Genomic DNA, 15478 nt, shown 5'->3' with positions numbered 1-15478 from the left:
GCTGCAATCAGGACTAGGGTTGCAGTCGGAAAAATTCCTGTCACACAAAAACATGAAATCTTCAGTTACAATAACAAATATCAATCAACAAATAATTAATACCATTTGAAATCAATATTTTTATAATTTTGTATGCGTATGGAAAATTCGAGAAAAAAAGCCGCAATCGGTTTCATTTTTATAACCTTACTGATTGATATTACGGGATGGGGCATCATCATTCCGGTGGTTCCGAAACTTATTGAAGAACTTATTCATAGTAACATAAGTGAAGCGGCAAAATATGGAGGTTGGCTTGGTTTTGCCTATGCATTTACCCAGTTTATTTTCTCTCCGATTGTTGGAAATCTCAGTGATAAATTCGGACGGAGACCCATTATTCTGATCTCGCTTTTCGGTTTTTCAATAGATTATATTTTCCTTGCTTTGGCTCCTTCCATTGTCTGGCTGTTTTTAGGCCGCGTTATTGCCGGAATTACAGGCGCAAGTGTAACTACGGCGAGTGCTTATATTGCGGATATTTCTACAGATGAAGACCGCGCAAAAAACTTCGGTTTAATCGGAGCTGCTTTTGGACTTGGATTTATCATTGGTCCTGTTTTGGGTGGTCTTTTGGGACATTATGGTTCCAGAGTTCCTTTTTACGCGGCTGCAGGATTGTGCTTGCTGAATTTCCTTTACGGATATTTTATCCTTCCTGAAAGTTTAGACAAAGATAAAAGAAGAGAATTCAACTGGAAAAGAGCAAATCCTGTCGGATCTTTTAAATTTTTAGGAAAACATCCCGAAATATCAGGTTTAATTGTTTCTTTGATCTTAATTTATATTGCAGGACATGCTGTACAAAGCAACTGGAGCTTCTTTACCATGTATAAATTCAATTGGAACGAAAGAATGGTCGGGATTTCTTTGGGAGTGGTCGGTTTGCTTGTAGGATTGGTTCAGGGAGGCTTGATCCGATGGACAACGCCTAAATTGGGAGAAGAAAAAAGCATTTATTACGGCCTTGCTCTGTATGCAGTCGGAATGCTTTTGTTTGCGTTTGCAACGCAGGGCTGGATGATGTTTGCATTTTTAGTCCCTTACTGTTTAGGCGGAATCTGCGGACCGGCTTTGCAATCTGTAATTACTAAAAGTGTTCCGGCTAATGAACAAGGAGAATTGCAGGGTGCATTAACAAGTTTAATGAGCGCCACTTCCATTATCGGTCCTCCGATGATGACGAACTTATTTTACTTTTTCACCCACGACGAAGCACCTTTTAAATTTTCGGGTGCGCCTTTTTTCTTAGCTTTCATTTTAATGACGATCAGCGTAGTTATTACCTATATTAATTTCAGGAAAAAAAATATCAAAAAAGAAGAAGTGTAGACTGCATTTAAAGAAATAATTAGTAAATAGTTTCAATATTAGAAAGTTATGTTTTTATGTGGTAATTATTTATTAATCAATTTTTTTATGAAATTTTGAAAATCTGAAATGTTTTTAATACAGCTTAATATTTTATTAAAAGTTAATATTTAACATCCAATTTCGTATATCTTTCGTAATTTTACAGTATGGAATTAAGCATTGGAGAAATGGCACTGATTGCCATAGCAATCGTTGTATTATTCGGACCGGATAAACTTCCTCAGATTGCACGCGACTTGGGTTCGGGTGTAAGAAAAATGCGTGGCGCAGTGGAAGACATCAAAACCGAGATCATGAAAGAAACAGACAATCCTGTTTCTGAGATCAAACGTGAAATTGAGAAAGTAAAAGATGCTGCAAAAGATTTCAATCCGATGAATGATATTCAGAAAGATATCTTAACAGAACCTCAGACAGCTCAGGCATCCAATGAACCTCCAAAACCGAAACCTTCTGAAGACGAAACCTACGAAGGTCCTGTAAGCAGATAGGATGGAGGAGATCATTCAGGAAGATAAAAAAGTCTTTTTGTTTCTCAATAACTTGGGAGACCAATCTTTTGATCAGTTTTGGCAGCTCATTTCCAGTACATGGATCTGGATTCCGCTTTACATTATTTTCTGTTATTTTTTATTTAAGAATTATAAACTGAGATCTTTGGTTTTTATATTAATCTTTGTCGGTATAGGCGTGACGGTTTCAGATCAGCTTGCCGGTATTTTCAAATATGGGGTCGCAAGACTCAGACCGTGTCACGATCCTACACTGGAACATCATATGAGGATTGTGAAATGTGGCGGACAGTACGGCTTTTACTCTGCTCATGCTTCCAATACATTTTTTTTGGCAACTTATTTAAGTATTTTATTAAAAAAGAATCTTAAATGGTTTCCTTATGTTATATTTGTATGGGCGGCAGTGGTTGCATACAGCCGCATTTATTTAGGAGTGCATTTCCCGATAGATATTTTGGTAGGGGCGTTTGTTGGATCTTTATTGGGAGTAGTTTTCAGTGCGCTCGCAAAAAAAGTAATCAACAAACAAAAAATAACTTCATGAAAAAATCTTTATTCCTTTTAGCAGCAATATTTGCTTCATTCAATCTTAACGCACAGGACAAAAAAATAGCTGAAGACTGCTTTCAGAAAGCAGACTATAAATGTGCGGAAGAACAGTATTCCAAACTAGCTCAGAGTGAAAGAATTCAGAAATTACAGTCGGAATATTACAACAATTTAGGAACTGCCCAGAGAAGACTTGGCAAAACTTCATTGGCTTTTAAATCTTACGAATCTGCCTTAAAAGCCAATCCTATGTCTGCTGCTGTATATGCCAATTTAGGCTCCATTCACGGGCAGAAAGGAAATAAACAGGCGGCAATAGATTATCTCAACAAAGGGCTTCAGATTGAGCCTGAAAACGCAGATATTTACCTTACCCGTTCCAAAGTCTATGAAAGTTTAGGCAAAAAAGATCTTGCCATGAAAGATCTTAACCAGATTCTTACGTTTGCTCCCGATAATATTTATGCAAGAACCGGACTCGCGAATCTGAAAAAAAACAGCGGAGATCTTGAAGGTGCTTTAAAAGATTACAACCAGCTTATTTCTGAGAAACCTGAATCTTTGCTGTACAGTGGAAGAGGAGACGTTTATTTTAGGCTGAAAAAAAACAAAGAAGCTCTTGCGGATGTTAATAAAGCCATTTCTATCGATCCGAAATTTGCTCAGGCTCATGTGAACAAAGCTTTGATTTTATTTGAAACAGCAAAACCGAAAGAAGCTTGTGCAAGTCTGGATAAAGCGGTAAGCTTAGGATATGAAAAGCCTTTGCTGATGGATTATTATTCTAAATGTGAGGTTAAAAAATAAATTACGATACTACATGAAAATACCAAATTTCAAATTATTGATAACGGCAGTTTTTACTTTTGGAGTAATGACTGTTGCAAATGCTCAGCAAACTGAAGTAAAGACGAGGGAAAATTCACTTTTGGAAGCTTCTTTGAAAAAAGCTGATGCAAAGTCTGAAAATTCTCTCTTTTACATCAATAAAAAAGAAACAGATATTGAGACTGTAAAAAAAATTCCGGCTGAAGATATAAAATATGTCATGGTTCTTAAAGACGATAAGATCAGGAAAAAATTTAAAGAAAAAGGAATTACACAAATTGTGATGATCACCACAAAAAGTTAATTTTATATCCTTTTCAAACTTCAAAATAATTTAAGTCATTCAATGTTAAACATCGTTCTAATAGAACCGGAAATACCCAATAACACAGGAAATATAGGAAGATTGTGTGTAGGAACAGAAAGCAGATTACACTTAATTCATCCTTTTGGATTTGTCATTAATGATAAAAATCTGAAACGTTCAGGATTGGATTACTGGGTTCATCTTGATGTTACGGAATATCAGAATGTCGACGAATGGATCCGGAATATTCCGGATTTGTCGCGCGTTTTCCTGATGAGTTCTCATGCCGAAAAATCCTATCTGGAAACAGAATTTCAGGATGGTGACTGGCTGGTTTTCGGAAAAGAAAGTGTGGGTTTAAGTAAAGATGTACTTGATCGTTTTGAAAATCATCTTACCATTCCGATGTCTAAATTAATCCGAAGTTTCAATATTGCCAATTCCGTTGCTTTTGTGGTGGGCGAAGCAAAAAGACAGATTGGCTTAAAAGTTTAATATTATTTTTAAAACCTTATCCTATTTAATCATTATGATAAGGTTTTCCCTGTAAAATCTGGTCTGCACGATACAGTTGTTCCACAATGAACAGTCGGATCATCTGGTGCGTAAAAGTCATTTTGGATAACGACATTTTTTCATTCGCTCTGCTGTAGATTTCTTCTGAAAAACCGTAAGCTCCGCCAATCAGAATATGAATTTTTTTCACGGAAGAATTCATCCAGGTGTCAATTTTTTGGGCAAATTCTCTGCTGGTAAACTGTTTTCCTTTTTCATCAAGAATAATCACAGAATCTGTTCTGTCGATATGGTTCATAAAAAGCTTTGCTTCCTCCTTTTTAAGAAGATCAGGAGAAAGATTTTTTGCATTTTTTACGTCGGGAATTTCAATAATTTCAAAATTCCAGTGTTTGGGAAGACGTTTCAGATAATAATTGATTAAAGAAGAGATTTCCTTATCATCAGTTTTGCCGATGCAAAGCAAATTAATCTGCATTTTTTAATTTAAATTTAGACAGCAAAGATATTCATAATTAACTAACCTCAGTTCGGGATAAGAAATAAATTTAAATAATTGATTTATAGTGTTGTATTGTTTTATCACAAAGAAAAACAAAAGATTTTTTTTAATTATTAAAAGTTGGTAAGCTAAACAAAGGCACTTCGTTTATTTAAAAAAGACGAAAATGGTATTACTTTGATCAATTTTACGCCTTCGTATATCTTAAAAGCTGAATTCCTGATAATTGAATTTCTTTGTTTAACCTTGCGTTTAAGAAGACTTATCCCGAACTCAGGTGATTAATCTCTTATCTGAAAAATTGGCATCAGATTTTCAAGTTTAAAAAAATCATTATTTTTGTATGGCACCTTTATGATGAAGCAAAATAAGTATGGGCATAAAACTTCCTAAATTCATCTTGAAAATTCAAGAATTTTTTGACGATATACATATTCCTTTTCTGGGAATATCGCTTTGGCAGATGTTTCAGATCTACATCAGCGGTATTTTTAAAGATAAAATAGGCAGAAAAGCTGCGGCTATTTCCTGGAGTTTCACCATCAGTCTTTTTCCGTTTATTCTGTTCCTGCTTTCCGTTTTGCCGTATATGCCGCATTATGACAAGCTTCAGTTTTATATTTTCGAAGTGTTGCTTCATAATGTATTCCCGTCCAATATAGAAGGTGACGTACGAAATTATATAGAAACGAGTATTGTTCCCAATATGAAGGGAATCAGTAATTTAACCATTGTTTTTGCTTTGATTTTCGCAACAAACGGAACGTTTTCACTCATTAATGGATTTAATGAAAATACCGATGAAAAAATGTCTGATGTTAAAGAATTTATCCTGTCTTTTTTCATCACCATCGGATTTATTACGATTGTGTTTTTAGCGCTTTTCGGAGTCTATTATTCAGAGTTTGTTCTTAAACTGTTTACGCCGGTTCAGGATATTTCGTGGCTGGTGGATAACCTTTCAAAAATCATCGGATTTGTATCGTTTCCCATCTTTTATTTTATTCTGCTTACTCTATTTTACTGGTTGGGAACGGTAAGAATTGCAAGATTCAGACAGGCGGTTCCGGGAGCTATTTTAACCACGGTTCTGTTTGTGCTAACCACGTACGGATTCGCGCTTTATGTGAAGAATATCGCCCGTTACAACGTTCTTTACGGTTCTATCGGAAGTATGATTCTTCTGATGGTCTGGGTAAATGTAAATGTATATCTTCTGCTTTTTGGCAACGAATTAAACATGGCACTGAGGAAAGTGAGAATTGAAAAACTGCTTTCCGATGAACTGAAGAAAGAAGCAAAAGGCTATCATGCAAAAAATTCTGAGCCGGATTTAGAAGGCGATGAAAATCATAAGTGGAAATTTAACGATAAAAAAAACGAAGAAAATTAATTTTCCTCGTCTTCAATAATATCATTTTTTGAGCTTATTTTCAAAATTAAAAAACCTGAAACCGCTGCTATAAAAGAAGCAATTAAAATGGCAAATTTAGCCTCATCCTGAATCGGAATTTCATCCTTGAAGGACAACAGTGCGATGAAAATAGACATCGTAAAACCAATTCCGGCAAGCAATCCTACGCCAATCATGTGCATCCATGTGCTGTTTTGAGGAAGAGAGCTGAGTTTCAGTTTTATGGCTATTAAGGAAAAAATATTGATTCCTATTAATTTTCCGGCAACTAATCCGATAATAATTCCCAAACCTAAAGTGCTTGTAAGACCTCCGATCATTTCGTTATTGAAAGTGATGTTGGTATTGGTTAAAGCAAAAACAGGCATAATGAGAAAACTTACCGGAAAGTGAAGCTGATGTTCGAGTTTTTCCAACGGAGAAATCTCAACGATTGAAACATTGGTAGGAATGGTAAATGCCAGTAAAACCCCCGCAATGGTAGCATGAATTCCCGAATGATGAAGGAAATACCACAAAAATAATCCCGGAATCAGATAGAAAATAATTCGGGTAACTTTTAGGAAATTCAATAAAAATAATAAAGCAGTAATTCCTAAAGATAGAAATAAATACATCCAATGGATCTGTTCTGTATAAAATATTGCGATGACCAAGATAGCTCCCAGATCGTCCACAATTGCCAGAGCAGCAAGGAAAATTTTAATGGAATTCGGAATTCTTTTTCCCAGCATAGAAATAATTGCCAGTGAAAAAGCAATATCTGTTGCCATCGGAATTCCCCAACCGTTTCCGTATGAAGTTCCGAAATTAAAAAAACTATAAATAATTGCCGGAACAAGCATACCGCCGATTGCCGCAAATATAGGCAGAGAAGCATTTTTAAATGAAGAAAGTTCACCTTCCACCATTTCTCTTTTAATTTCCAATCCTACCAAAAGGAAGAAAATCGCCATCAAACCGTCGTTAATCCAGATACTAACGGGATATTTCAGATGGAAAATTTCTGTTCCTGCTTCTCTATCCAAAAAATGCTGAAAGCTTTCCGCAAAAGAGGAATTGGCAATAAGTAAGGAAACTAAAACACAGAAAATCAGGATGATTCCTGAAGCCTGACTGCTTTCGAAAAATTTTTTAAAATATACCGTTAAATTCATATCTAAGATTGTAGTCGTCTCACTCTGGAGACGCCGTTAATATCATTCAGTTTGGTGAAGGTCTGCTCGAGCTGACTTTTATTTTTTACTTCAAGAATGATCGTTCCGGTAAAAATCCCGTCGTTGGATTCGATGGACATACTTTTCATATCCATTCCCATTGCGCCACTGATGACGGTGGTGATATCATTAATCATTCCCATTCTGTCGAGTCCCTCAATTTCTATTTTTACTCTGTTTTTGAAGCTTTCCGCATTCACCCATTTCGCAGGAATTACCCTGTAATCGTATTGTGCGCGAAGGTTGATCGCGTTCGGACAATTGTCGCTGTGTACTTTGATCCCGTCTGAAATTGTGATAAATCCGAAAATTTTGTCTCCCGGAATTACCGTACAGCATTTTGCATAGCTGTAATTCAGTTTTTCTTCATCTTTTCCAAAGACAATCATGTCGAGATTCTGCTCTTTCGGCTCTACATAAGTTGTATTTTTCGCAGGCGATTTTCTGAATCTTGAAAGCAGGTTGTTGAATACGTTTTTACTTTCAATGTATTTTCTTAAACTGCTTGCATCCAGTTCATTGCTTTGGAATTTTAAAAATAGTTCCTGTGAACTTTTAAGATTAAAGAATTTTTGAAGCTTATTGATTTCCTCATCATTAAAATTAATTTTCGCATGACGCAGTTTTCGCTGTAAAATTTCTTTTCCGTCTTCAACCAGTTGATTTTTTTGTGAGTTTAAATAACTCTTGATCTTGGATTTAGCTTTTGAAGTAACAACAAATTCAAGCCAGTCGGATTTTGGTTTCTGGTTTTGGGAAGATAAAATATCGATCTGATCGCCATTCTGCAAAACATACGAAATCGGAACCAGTTTGCCGTTGATTTTCGCGCCTAAACATTTCATTCCCAGATCGGAGTGAACGGAAAAGGCAAAATCCAGAGCGGTTGCATTGGTCGGTAAAATTTTAATCTCACCTTTTGGCGTAAACACAAAAACTTCTTTCGAATACAAATTCAGCTTAATATTATCGAGTAATTCCGAAGTAGAAAGATCCTGCTGCTGTTCCAGAACCTCGCGGATTTCGGTTACCCAGTTTTCAAAATTCCGGTCTTCGGAGCTTTGTTTGTAGCCTTCTTTGTATTTGTAATGCGCTGCAACGCCTTTTTCAGCAATTTCGTCCATTCTTTCGGAACGGATCTGTACTTCAATCCATTTTTTATCGGGACCAAGAACCGTTAAATGCAAACTTTCGTATCCTGTAGAACGCGGCTGAGTGATCCAGTCCCGCATTCTGGATGGATTGCTGTGATAAACATCCGTTACAATGGAGTAAATTTTCCAAGCCAGGAATTTTTCGTTTTTGGCATCCGATTTATAAATGATTCTGATGGCGTAATTGTCGAAAACCTCTTCAAAGGAAACACCCTGTTTCAGCATTTTCCTGTAAATCGAAGAAATGGCTTTCGCGCGTCCTTTAATTTTGAAATTTAATCCTTCTTCATTTAATTTCTCAGAAACTTCTTTTTTAAATTCCTCAATATATCTTTCGCGGCTTTCTTTGGCAAGTTCTAATTTCTCCGTAATTTCTTTGTAAACATCCGGATTGTTATACTTTAAAGAAAGGTCTTCAAGCTCAGATTTGATGTTGTATAATCCGAGACGATGCGCCATCGGAGCGTAAATGTATACGGTTTCGGAAGCAATTTTCTTCTGCTTGTCCGGAGCCATGCTTTCCAGAGTACGCATATTGTGAAGACGGTCTGCAATCTTAATAAGAATCACCCTGAAATCTTCAGACAGCGTCAACAGAAGCTTTCTGTAATTCTCAGACTGCACCGAAATATTCTGATGATTCATGATGGAGATTTTCGTGAGTCCGTTCACGATATTGGCTATTTTCTCTCCAAAAATTTTCTTCAGGTCTTCGTAAGTGTAGTCAGAATCTTCGATCACATCATGCAATAAGGCGCAGGCAATTGAAGTAGCTCCCAAACCGATTTCCGTTGCTACAATTTTGGCAACAGCAATGGGATGGTAAATGTAGGGTTCACCAGATTTTCTTCGCTGATCTTTGTGCGCATCGAGCGCTATATCGAATGCCTTACGGATGAGCTTGTTATTTTCCTCATCTAAAGTTCTGTATGTATTCGAAATCAGATCCTTATATCTTGCAAGGATCTCCTTGTTTTCCTGTTCTAAGTCGTAACTCATTTGTGTAAAAGCCTATATTTACACGAAAATACGAAATTTTTTGCAGTTTTCAGCATTAAAAGATCCGCAGAACGCTCTGCGGATTTCGGTTATTAATTTTTATCTTGAATGGTTAAAATTTTACTTCAGAGTCCATTCCGGCAGTAGAGGTTTTTATTCTTATATCCGGACTGTCGTGGATTTCCGCTTTATTTCTGGCATCGATAAACCTTTTGATGTTCATATAATTTGCCTGCTCAATTTCTATGTTTTCAAAAAGATAGGTTTTTAGCACATTATTCCGGCTGAAAATAGAGGAAGCATTATCCGTCTGATGGTGGTCTTTTACGGCTACACTTACCAGATACTGGGAATGTAGCTCATCATCATGAAGATAAACAATATATTCTGAATCTGTGAAACCTGAGTTTTCAAGGTCTGCTTCTATTTTTTTATAATCGCTGTGATGTCCAAATAATCCAGCTAATATATTTGACATAAGCAATAGTTTTTAAGTTGAATATAAATTTAGTGAAAATAATTCATGTATTTTAAGAAAATAACAATTAAATGGTTGTATTAATATAAAATCTATAAAGTTTTGCCTTTTCTTTGAAATCTTCTATTGAACAAATGTTTGATTTTTACTCATTGATAATTTCCAGATTTTCAATATTTTCATTTTTGAAAGCATTGTAAATATCTGAGATGTTATTTTTTCTTGTTTCGGTTTTTGCATGGATGATTGTTTTTGCTTTGTTGACCATAACCTCGATTTTATCATTAAAAATGGTATAGCGTATATCACCACTTTCAAAAGAAAGCGAATTTTCTTTTTTTGAATAGAAAAAGATATTACGGTAAAGAAGTTCAATATCTCCGTTTTTTTTGGTGAAAAAATAATACAGATGGTTTGTTTCAGTTTTAATGAGGTACATTTTTTTGTTGTTTTCCAGCGTGTAGGAGAGAAGAATGTATTTACTTACAATATCAGTATCAATGGTTTTGTATTTATAATTGATGTATCTGTTTTTCCATTCTTTAACTGCCGTTTCATAATAAAGACCGGAAGCATCAAGCTCTTCTTCAGATTGTTTCAGAAGAAAAGGTGAGCCATTTTTTATAATGAAATCAGAATATTGATGCCAACAGCAGCCAGACTTAGTCATGACATGAATCTGCTTTTTAGCTTTATCGACATCAAAAAAGCCACAATAGTTTTGAGCTAGATCTGAAAAATCTGCATTTTCAACAAATGTGTTATTTTCATAAAGATAAACCACGAACGACGGACCGCCGTAGCAGCTTTCATTACCATATTTTATTGCGATATCTTTTTTACCGTCAAAATTAAAATCATCATAGATAATAATGCTATAATGGCCATATGGGATTTCTGCAATATTGGATTGGGTATTTTTAAAATCATACTCGCTTAAATTTACCGTTTGCGTGATAAGCGGTTTTTTATTTTTCAGACTAAAAACTTTGAGGATCTGTGATGTTTTGTCTCTTGAGTTTTTAGTAACTGTAGCATAATAAACTTTAGAAAAATCTGATATTTTATAGTTTTGAGCGTTCAGAAAAACAGTTGAAAATGTCAGAAGAATAAGCTTTTTCATGATGATAAATTGAATTTAAAAATAACCTCAGTTCGGGATAAGAAATAATTTTAAATGATTGATTTATAGTGTTGTATTGTTTTGTTGCAAAGAAAAACAAAAGGTTTTTTTTTACTTATTGAAAGTTTGTAAGCTAAACAAAGGCAATTCGTTTATTTAAAAAAGACGAAAATGGTATTACTTTGATAAGTTTTACGCCTTTGTATATCTTAAAAGCTGAATTCCTGATAATTGAATTTCTTTGTTTAACCTTGCGTTTAAGAAGACTTATCCCGAACTCAGGTTAAAAATAACAAAAAAACCTCACATTTCTGTGAGGTTATATATAGGTTTAAGTGAAAATATTAAATTCTTTCGTTCTTGATTTCTTCAACAATTTCAGGATTCAAAAGGGTAGTGATGTCTCCGAAGTTGCTGAAATCTCCTTCTGCAATTTTTCTCAGGATTCTACGCATAATCTTTCCGGAACGCGTTTTTGGAAGCCCTGAAACAAACTGAATCTTATCAAGCTTCGCAATCGGACCAATCTGATCTGAAATCAACTGATTAATTTCTTTTTTCAGATTGTCCTTATCTCTGCTTTCTCCGGATTCTTTCAGGATCACGAAACCGTACAGCGCATTTCCTTTGATGTCGTGAGGATAACCTACGATTGCAGATTCCGCAACAGCAGGATGTTCATTGATGCTGTCTTCAATTGGGGCTGTTCCTAAATTGTGCCCGGAAACAATAATCACATCGTCTACACGACCAGTAATTCTGTAATAGCCGACTTCATCTCTCAAAGCACCGTCTCCCGTGAAATATTTCCCCGGAAAAGCAGTAAAATACGTTTCCTTGTATCTTTGATGGTCTCCCCAAATCGTTCTGGCAATTCCCGGCCATGGAAAACGGATGCAGAGATTTCCCGTCACCTGATTTCCGGTAATTTCGTTGCGTTTATCGTCCATAAGAACAGGCTGAATTCCCGGTAAAGGAAGTGTTGCGTAAGTTGGTTTTGTAGGCGTAACGAAAGGGAGTGGAGAGATCATGATTCCTCCGGTTTCTGTCTGCCACCAAGTATCTACAATCGGACATTTCTTGTTACCTACATGATCGTTGAACCAATGCCAAGCTTCATCATTAATGGGCTCTCCAACAGAACCGATCACTTTTAACGAGCTTAAATCGTGTTTGTCTACCCATTCTGAACTTTCTTTAGCCAGAGAACGAATGGCAGTCGGAGCTGTGTAAAACTGTGTAATTTTATGTTTTTCAATCACTTCCCAGAATCTGTCCGGTTCAGGATATGTAGGAACGCCTTCGAAAATAACAGTGGTTGCACCGTTTAAAAGCGGACCGTAAAGGATGTAGGAATGTCCTGTAATCCAGCCGATATCTGCGGTACACCAATAAATATCATTTTCTTTATAATTGAATACATTTTTAAAAGTATACGCAGTATACACCATGTATCCGGCGCAGGTATGAAGCATTCCTTTAGGTTTTCCCGTAGAACCGGAAGTGTACAGAATGAACAGCGGATCTTCTGCATCCATAATTACGGTAACGAAATCCGGAGAGGCGTTTTCGTAAAGATCTTCCATCCAGAAATCTCTGTGCTCCTTCATTTTCACTTCATTGTTGGTTCTTTTTACCACCAAAACTTTTTCTACACTTGGCGTTTTTTCCAGAGCTTCGTCTACAATGCTTTTCAGATCCAAAACTTTGTTTCCTCTGTAGCTTCCGTCTGAAGTGATGACCATTTTTGCGCCACAGTCATTTACTCTGGAAGAAACGGCTGAAGCAGAAAATCCTGCAAAAATAACGGAATGAACAGCTCCCAGTTTTGCACAAGCCAACATAGTAATAGCCAATTCCGGAATCATCGGAAGGTAAATGCATACTCTGTCGCCTTTTTCGATGCCCATTTCACGAAGAACATTGGCGGTTTTATTCACTCTTTTGTAGAGTTCGTTGTAAGAAATATGCTGTGCTTGTTCTTTCGGATCGTTCGGTTCCCAGATGATTGCCGTTTTATCGCCTCTTACCGCTAAATGTCTGTCGATGCAGTTTTTGGTAATATTTAATTTAGCATTTTTAAACCACGAAATTTTAGCTTCATTCATATCGTATTTCACAACCTTGCTCCATCTCTGATACCACACGAAATTTTCATCTGCAATTTTATCCCAGAATTTTTTAGGATTTTTGATCGATTTTTTATACTCTTCAAAATATTGCGGTAGGTTTTCTATCTGATAGTTTCTCATATCCTTCTTTTTTGAAATTTTATTATTTAAATTTTTAGTCTCTTTTTAAAGTCTGTTTAAACTTTTATTTAACCGCAAAAGTCACAAAAAATGAACTAAACCTTTATTTAAAGTTGATTATTATAAATCAAAAAGATAACAATAGTTTTTAAAAATCTTTGATTTTTATCCTTTTGAGCGCTTTAATTATTATAGAAATTCACTTTAATACTGTCTTTTGCGACTTTTGTGGTTAATCCTGAAATAGTTTAAACAATTTTATATTTTATCTTCTGTAATCTCCAATTTTTTCCTGAATTTCTTCAATAATCTTTTCATCATCAATCGTTGAAGGAATCTGGAATTCTTTTCCGTCCAGTAAAGTTCGGATCAGCTTTCTTAAAATTTTTCCTGAACGGGTTTTAGGTAAGCGTTTTACAACCATCACATTTTTAAGACAGGCAACAGCGCCTATTTTTTCACGGACTGTTTTTACGATATCCTTTTCTACTTGATCTTCGGAAACAGCGGATCCGTTTTTTAAAACAACCGTTGCAAAAGGAATCTGTCCTTTCAGCTCATCATCAATTCCTACAACAGCGCATTCTGCAACATCGGGATGAGAGGAAACAATTTCTTCCATTTCTGAAGTGGAAAGGCGGTGCCCTGCAACATTAATAACATCATCCACTCTTCCGGTAATGAAAATATAGCCGTCCTCATCTTTTATGGCTCCGTCTCCGGAAAAATAATATCCTTTGTACTGCGAGAGATAGCTTTTCTCAAAACGGTCATAATCTTTCCAGATTCCCAGCAAAGCTCCGGGAGGAAGCGGTAATTTTATAACTAAATAACCTTCATGATGCGCATCCAGTTCATAGCCGTTTTCATCGAAAATTTTAATATCATAGCCGGGAATTGGTTTTCCTGCGGAAGCTCTTTTTATTTTGTAGTCTTCATTAAAAGTCATTAAACCCAGCATTGGCGAACCGGATTCTGTCTGCCACCAATGATCGATTGCCGGAACGCCGATGTGTTCTGCAAACCAGTCCAGAGTGGCAACATCACATCTTTCTCCTGCTAAAAACTGCTTTCTGAAGTGGCTTAAATCATATTTTTTCACCAATTCTCCGTTTGGATCTTCTTTTTTGATGGCTCTGATTGCAGTAGGAGCGGTAAACATGGCTGCTACTTTATATTCGGAAATAATTCTCCAGAATGTTCCCGCATCGGGCGTCATAATAGGTTTTCCTTCAAAAATAATCGTTGAATTTCTGTTGATTAAAGGACCGTAAACGGTATAACTGTGACCAACCGCCCATCCGAAATCGGAAGCTGCCCAAAAAGTTTCTCCCGGTTCGATTCCATAGATGTATTTCATCGAAAATTTCAACGCGGTGGCGTAACCTCCTGTATCTCTTGCAACACCTTTTGGTTTTCCCGTTGTTCCGGAAGTATACAGCAAATAGAGTGGGTGAGTGGATTCCACCGAAACACAGTCCGCAGGTTCTGAATTCTGAACCAATTCTTCGTAATCAATTAACCCATCAAACATTTCATGTTGATTGTCAACTAATTTTCTGTTGTAAACAATAATATGATCCACCTTATCCTGTGCCAGTTCGATCGCTTTTTCTACCAAAGGCAGATAAGGAATTCTTTTTGCAATTTCAACTCCAGCGGTTGCCGTAATTAATGCTTTTGGTTTGCAGTCGTCAATTCTCACCACCAGTTCATGCGGCGCAAAACCTCCGAAAACCACATTATGGATCACTCCAATTCTCGCGCAGGCAAGCATGGAGAACAAAGTCTGAGGAATCATCGGCATATAAATAACGGCGGTATCACCTTTTTTCAGACCTAAAGAAATTAAACCTCCCGCCAATTTCGAAATTTCTTCTTTAGCTTGAGTGAAGGTATAGGTTTGCTTTTGGTTCGTTACCGGAGAATCGTAAATAACCGCAACCTGATCTCCAAAACCATCTTCAATATGTTTATCAATGCATAAATAGCATATATTGAGTTTTCCGTCCGGAAACCATTGGTTGTAGTGGTTTTCGTCATTAGAAGTAATGGTTTTCGGGAATTCAAACCAACTGATTTTCTGAGCCTGTTCTTTCCAGAAGTTCTCTTTGTTTTCTATGCTTTGCTTAAATAAAATATCTGTATTCATATTAGTTTTTGTTTTTGTCATTGCGAGGAGCGTAGTGACGAAGCAATCTTTTAATATTT

Annotated in this window: 14 protein-coding genes; 7 read left to right on the top strand and 7 right to left on the bottom strand. The window is 36.2% G+C overall.

Annotation, left to right across the window (positions count from 1 at the left end; translation table 11 throughout):
• Positions 1-138 precede the first annotated feature (138 nt).
• From QWT87_RS15570 to QWT87_RS15545, 6 genes are all read left to right on the top strand, one after another.
• The gene (locus QWT87_RS15570) at positions 139-1371 is read left to right on the top strand and encodes a TCR/Tet family MFS transporter (RefSeq protein ID WP_302717064.1); all 1233 of its coding nucleotides are present in this window, start codon (positions 139-141) and stop codon (positions 1369-1371) included.
• A gap of 188 nt (positions 1372-1559) precedes the next feature.
• Positions 1560-1904, top strand: a complete 345-nt coding sequence (locus QWT87_RS15565; protein ID WP_185205783.1) for a Sec-independent protein translocase subunit TatA/TatB — start codon at positions 1560-1562, stop codon at positions 1902-1904.
• Position 1905: 1 nt separating this feature from the next.
• Positions 1906-2472, top strand: a complete 567-nt coding sequence (locus QWT87_RS15560) for a phosphatase PAP2 family protein (protein ID WP_076393560.1) — start codon at positions 1906-1908, stop codon at positions 2470-2472.
• Positions 2469-3284: a tetratricopeptide repeat protein gene (locus QWT87_RS15555; RefSeq protein ID WP_302717062.1), complete on the top strand. Its 816-nt coding sequence runs from the start codon at positions 2469-2471 to the stop codon at positions 3282-3284. Before QWT87_RS15560 ends, QWT87_RS15555 begins: the two co-directional genes overlap by 4 nt.
• A gap of 13 nt (positions 3285-3297) precedes the next feature.
• The gene (locus tag QWT87_RS15550; RefSeq protein ID WP_123892009.1) at positions 3298-3609 is read left to right on the top strand and encodes a hypothetical protein; all 312 of its coding nucleotides are present in this window, start codon (positions 3298-3300) and stop codon (positions 3607-3609) included.
• Between the two features lie 42 nt (positions 3610-3651).
• On the top strand, positions 3652-4107 hold the full coding sequence (locus tag QWT87_RS15545) for a tRNA (cytidine(34)-2'-O)-methyltransferase (RefSeq protein ID WP_302717061.1): 456 nt from the start codon (positions 3652-3654) through the stop codon (positions 4105-4107).
• Positions 4108-4132: 25 nt separating this feature from the next.
• On the opposite strand, the gene QWT87_RS15540 is transcribed toward QWT87_RS15545, so the two are convergent.
• The gene (locus QWT87_RS15540; protein WP_302717059.1) at positions 4133-4606 is read right to left on the bottom strand and encodes a 23S rRNA (pseudouridine(1915)-N(3))-methyltransferase RlmH; all 474 of its coding nucleotides are present in this window, start codon (positions 4604-4606) and stop codon (positions 4133-4135) included.
• 397 nt (positions 4607-5003) lie between these two features.
• Here QWT87_RS15540 and QWT87_RS15535 point away from each other — a divergent pair, with 397 nt between their 5' ends.
• Positions 5004-6023: a YihY/virulence factor BrkB family protein gene (locus QWT87_RS15535; RefSeq protein ID WP_302717057.1), complete on the top strand. Its 1020-nt coding sequence runs from the start codon at positions 5004-5006 to the stop codon at positions 6021-6023.
• Here the strand turns inward: QWT87_RS15535 and nhaA are convergent.
• The 6 genes from nhaA to QWT87_RS15505 all read right to left on the bottom strand — a co-directional run bounded on the left by nhaA (position 6020) and on the right by QWT87_RS15505 (position 15419).
• Positions 6020-7201, bottom strand: coding sequence for a Na+/H+ antiporter NhaA (gene nhaA, locus QWT87_RS15530; RefSeq protein WP_302717056.1), 1182 nt, complete (start codon positions 7199-7201; stop codon positions 6020-6022). The two genes, QWT87_RS15535 and nhaA, sit on opposite strands and share 4 nt — an antisense overlap.
• Positions 7202-7203: 2 nt before the next feature.
• Positions 7204-9414, bottom strand: a complete 2211-nt coding sequence (locus QWT87_RS15525; protein WP_076393574.1) for a RelA/SpoT family protein — start codon at positions 9412-9414, stop codon at positions 7204-7206.
• 112 nt (positions 9415-9526) lie between these two features.
• Entirely contained in the window at positions 9527-9892 is a 366-nt protein-coding gene (locus QWT87_RS15520) for a hypothetical protein (RefSeq protein WP_302717053.1), read from the bottom strand.
• Positions 9893-10037: 145 nt separating this feature from the next.
• Entirely contained in the window at positions 10038-11015 is a 978-nt protein-coding gene (locus QWT87_RS15515; protein WP_302717052.1) for an XAC2610-related protein, read from the bottom strand.
• Between the two features lie 344 nt (positions 11016-11359).
• On the bottom strand, positions 11360-13267 hold the full coding sequence (acs, locus tag QWT87_RS15510) for an acetate--CoA ligase (protein ID WP_407933592.1): 1908 nt from the start codon (positions 13265-13267) through the stop codon (positions 11360-11362).
• A 265-nt stretch (positions 13268-13532) separates the two neighbouring features.
• Positions 13533-15419, bottom strand: a complete 1887-nt coding sequence (locus QWT87_RS15505) for an AMP-binding protein (RefSeq protein WP_302717051.1) — start codon at positions 15417-15419, stop codon at positions 13533-13535.
• Between the last annotated feature and the right edge of the window lie 59 nt (positions 15420-15478).

This window comes from Chryseobacterium urinae, assembly GCF_030518295.1.
Taxonomy (GTDB): Bacteria; Bacteroidota; Bacteroidia; order Flavobacteriales; family Weeksellaceae; genus Chryseobacterium; species Chryseobacterium mucoviscidosis.
The sequence above is the reverse complement of the archived record's forward strand: the minus strand, read 5'-3'. Positions and strand labels throughout refer to the sequence as shown.

Excerpts from the sequence above, each read along its gene's own strand:
- QWT87_RS15570 (WP_302717064.1), top strand. The coding sequence starts at position 139 with ATGGAAAATTCGAGAAAAAAAGCCGCAATCGGTTTCATTTTTATAACC.
- QWT87_RS15565 (WP_185205783.1), top strand. The coding sequence starts at position 1,560 with ATGGAATTAAGCATTGGAGAAATGGCACTGATTGCCATAGCAATCGTT.
- QWT87_RS15560 (WP_076393560.1), top strand. The coding sequence starts at position 1,906 with ATGGAGGAGATCATTCAGGAAGATAAAAAAGTCTTTTTGTTTCTCAAT.
- QWT87_RS15555 (WP_302717062.1), top strand. The coding sequence starts at position 2,469 with ATGAAAAAATCTTTATTCCTTTTAGCAGCAATATTTGCTTCATTCAAT.
- QWT87_RS15550 (WP_123892009.1), top strand. The coding sequence starts at position 3,298 with ATGAAAATACCAAATTTCAAATTATTGATAACGGCAGTTTTTACTTTT.
- QWT87_RS15545 (WP_302717061.1), top strand. The coding sequence starts at position 3,652 with ATGTTAAACATCGTTCTAATAGAACCGGAAATACCCAATAACACAGGA.
- QWT87_RS15540 (WP_302717059.1), bottom strand. The coding sequence starts at position 4,606 with ATGCAGATTAATTTGCTTTGCATCGGCAAAACTGATGATAAGGAAATC.
- QWT87_RS15535 (WP_302717057.1), top strand. The coding sequence starts at position 5,004 with ATGGGCATAAAACTTCCTAAATTCATCTTGAAAATTCAAGAATTTTTT.
- nhaA (WP_302717056.1), bottom strand. The coding sequence starts at position 7,201 with ATGAATTTAACGGTATATTTTAAAAAATTTTTCGAAAGCAGTCAGGCT.
- QWT87_RS15525 (WP_076393574.1), bottom strand. The coding sequence starts at position 9,414 with ATGAGTTACGACTTAGAACAGGAAAACAAGGAGATCCTTGCAAGATAT.
- QWT87_RS15520 (WP_302717053.1), bottom strand. The coding sequence starts at position 9,892 with ATGTCAAATATATTAGCTGGATTATTTGGACATCACAGCGATTATAAA.
- QWT87_RS15515 (WP_302717052.1), bottom strand. The coding sequence starts at position 11,015 with ATGAAAAAGCTTATTCTTCTGACATTTTCAACTGTTTTTCTGAACGCT.
- acs (WP_407933592.1), bottom strand. The coding sequence starts at position 13,267 with ATGAGAAACTATCAGATAGAAAACCTACCGCAATATTTTGAAGAGTAT.
- QWT87_RS15505 (WP_302717051.1), bottom strand. The coding sequence starts at position 15,419 with ATGAATACAGATATTTTATTTAAGCAAAGCATAGAAAACAAAGAGAAC.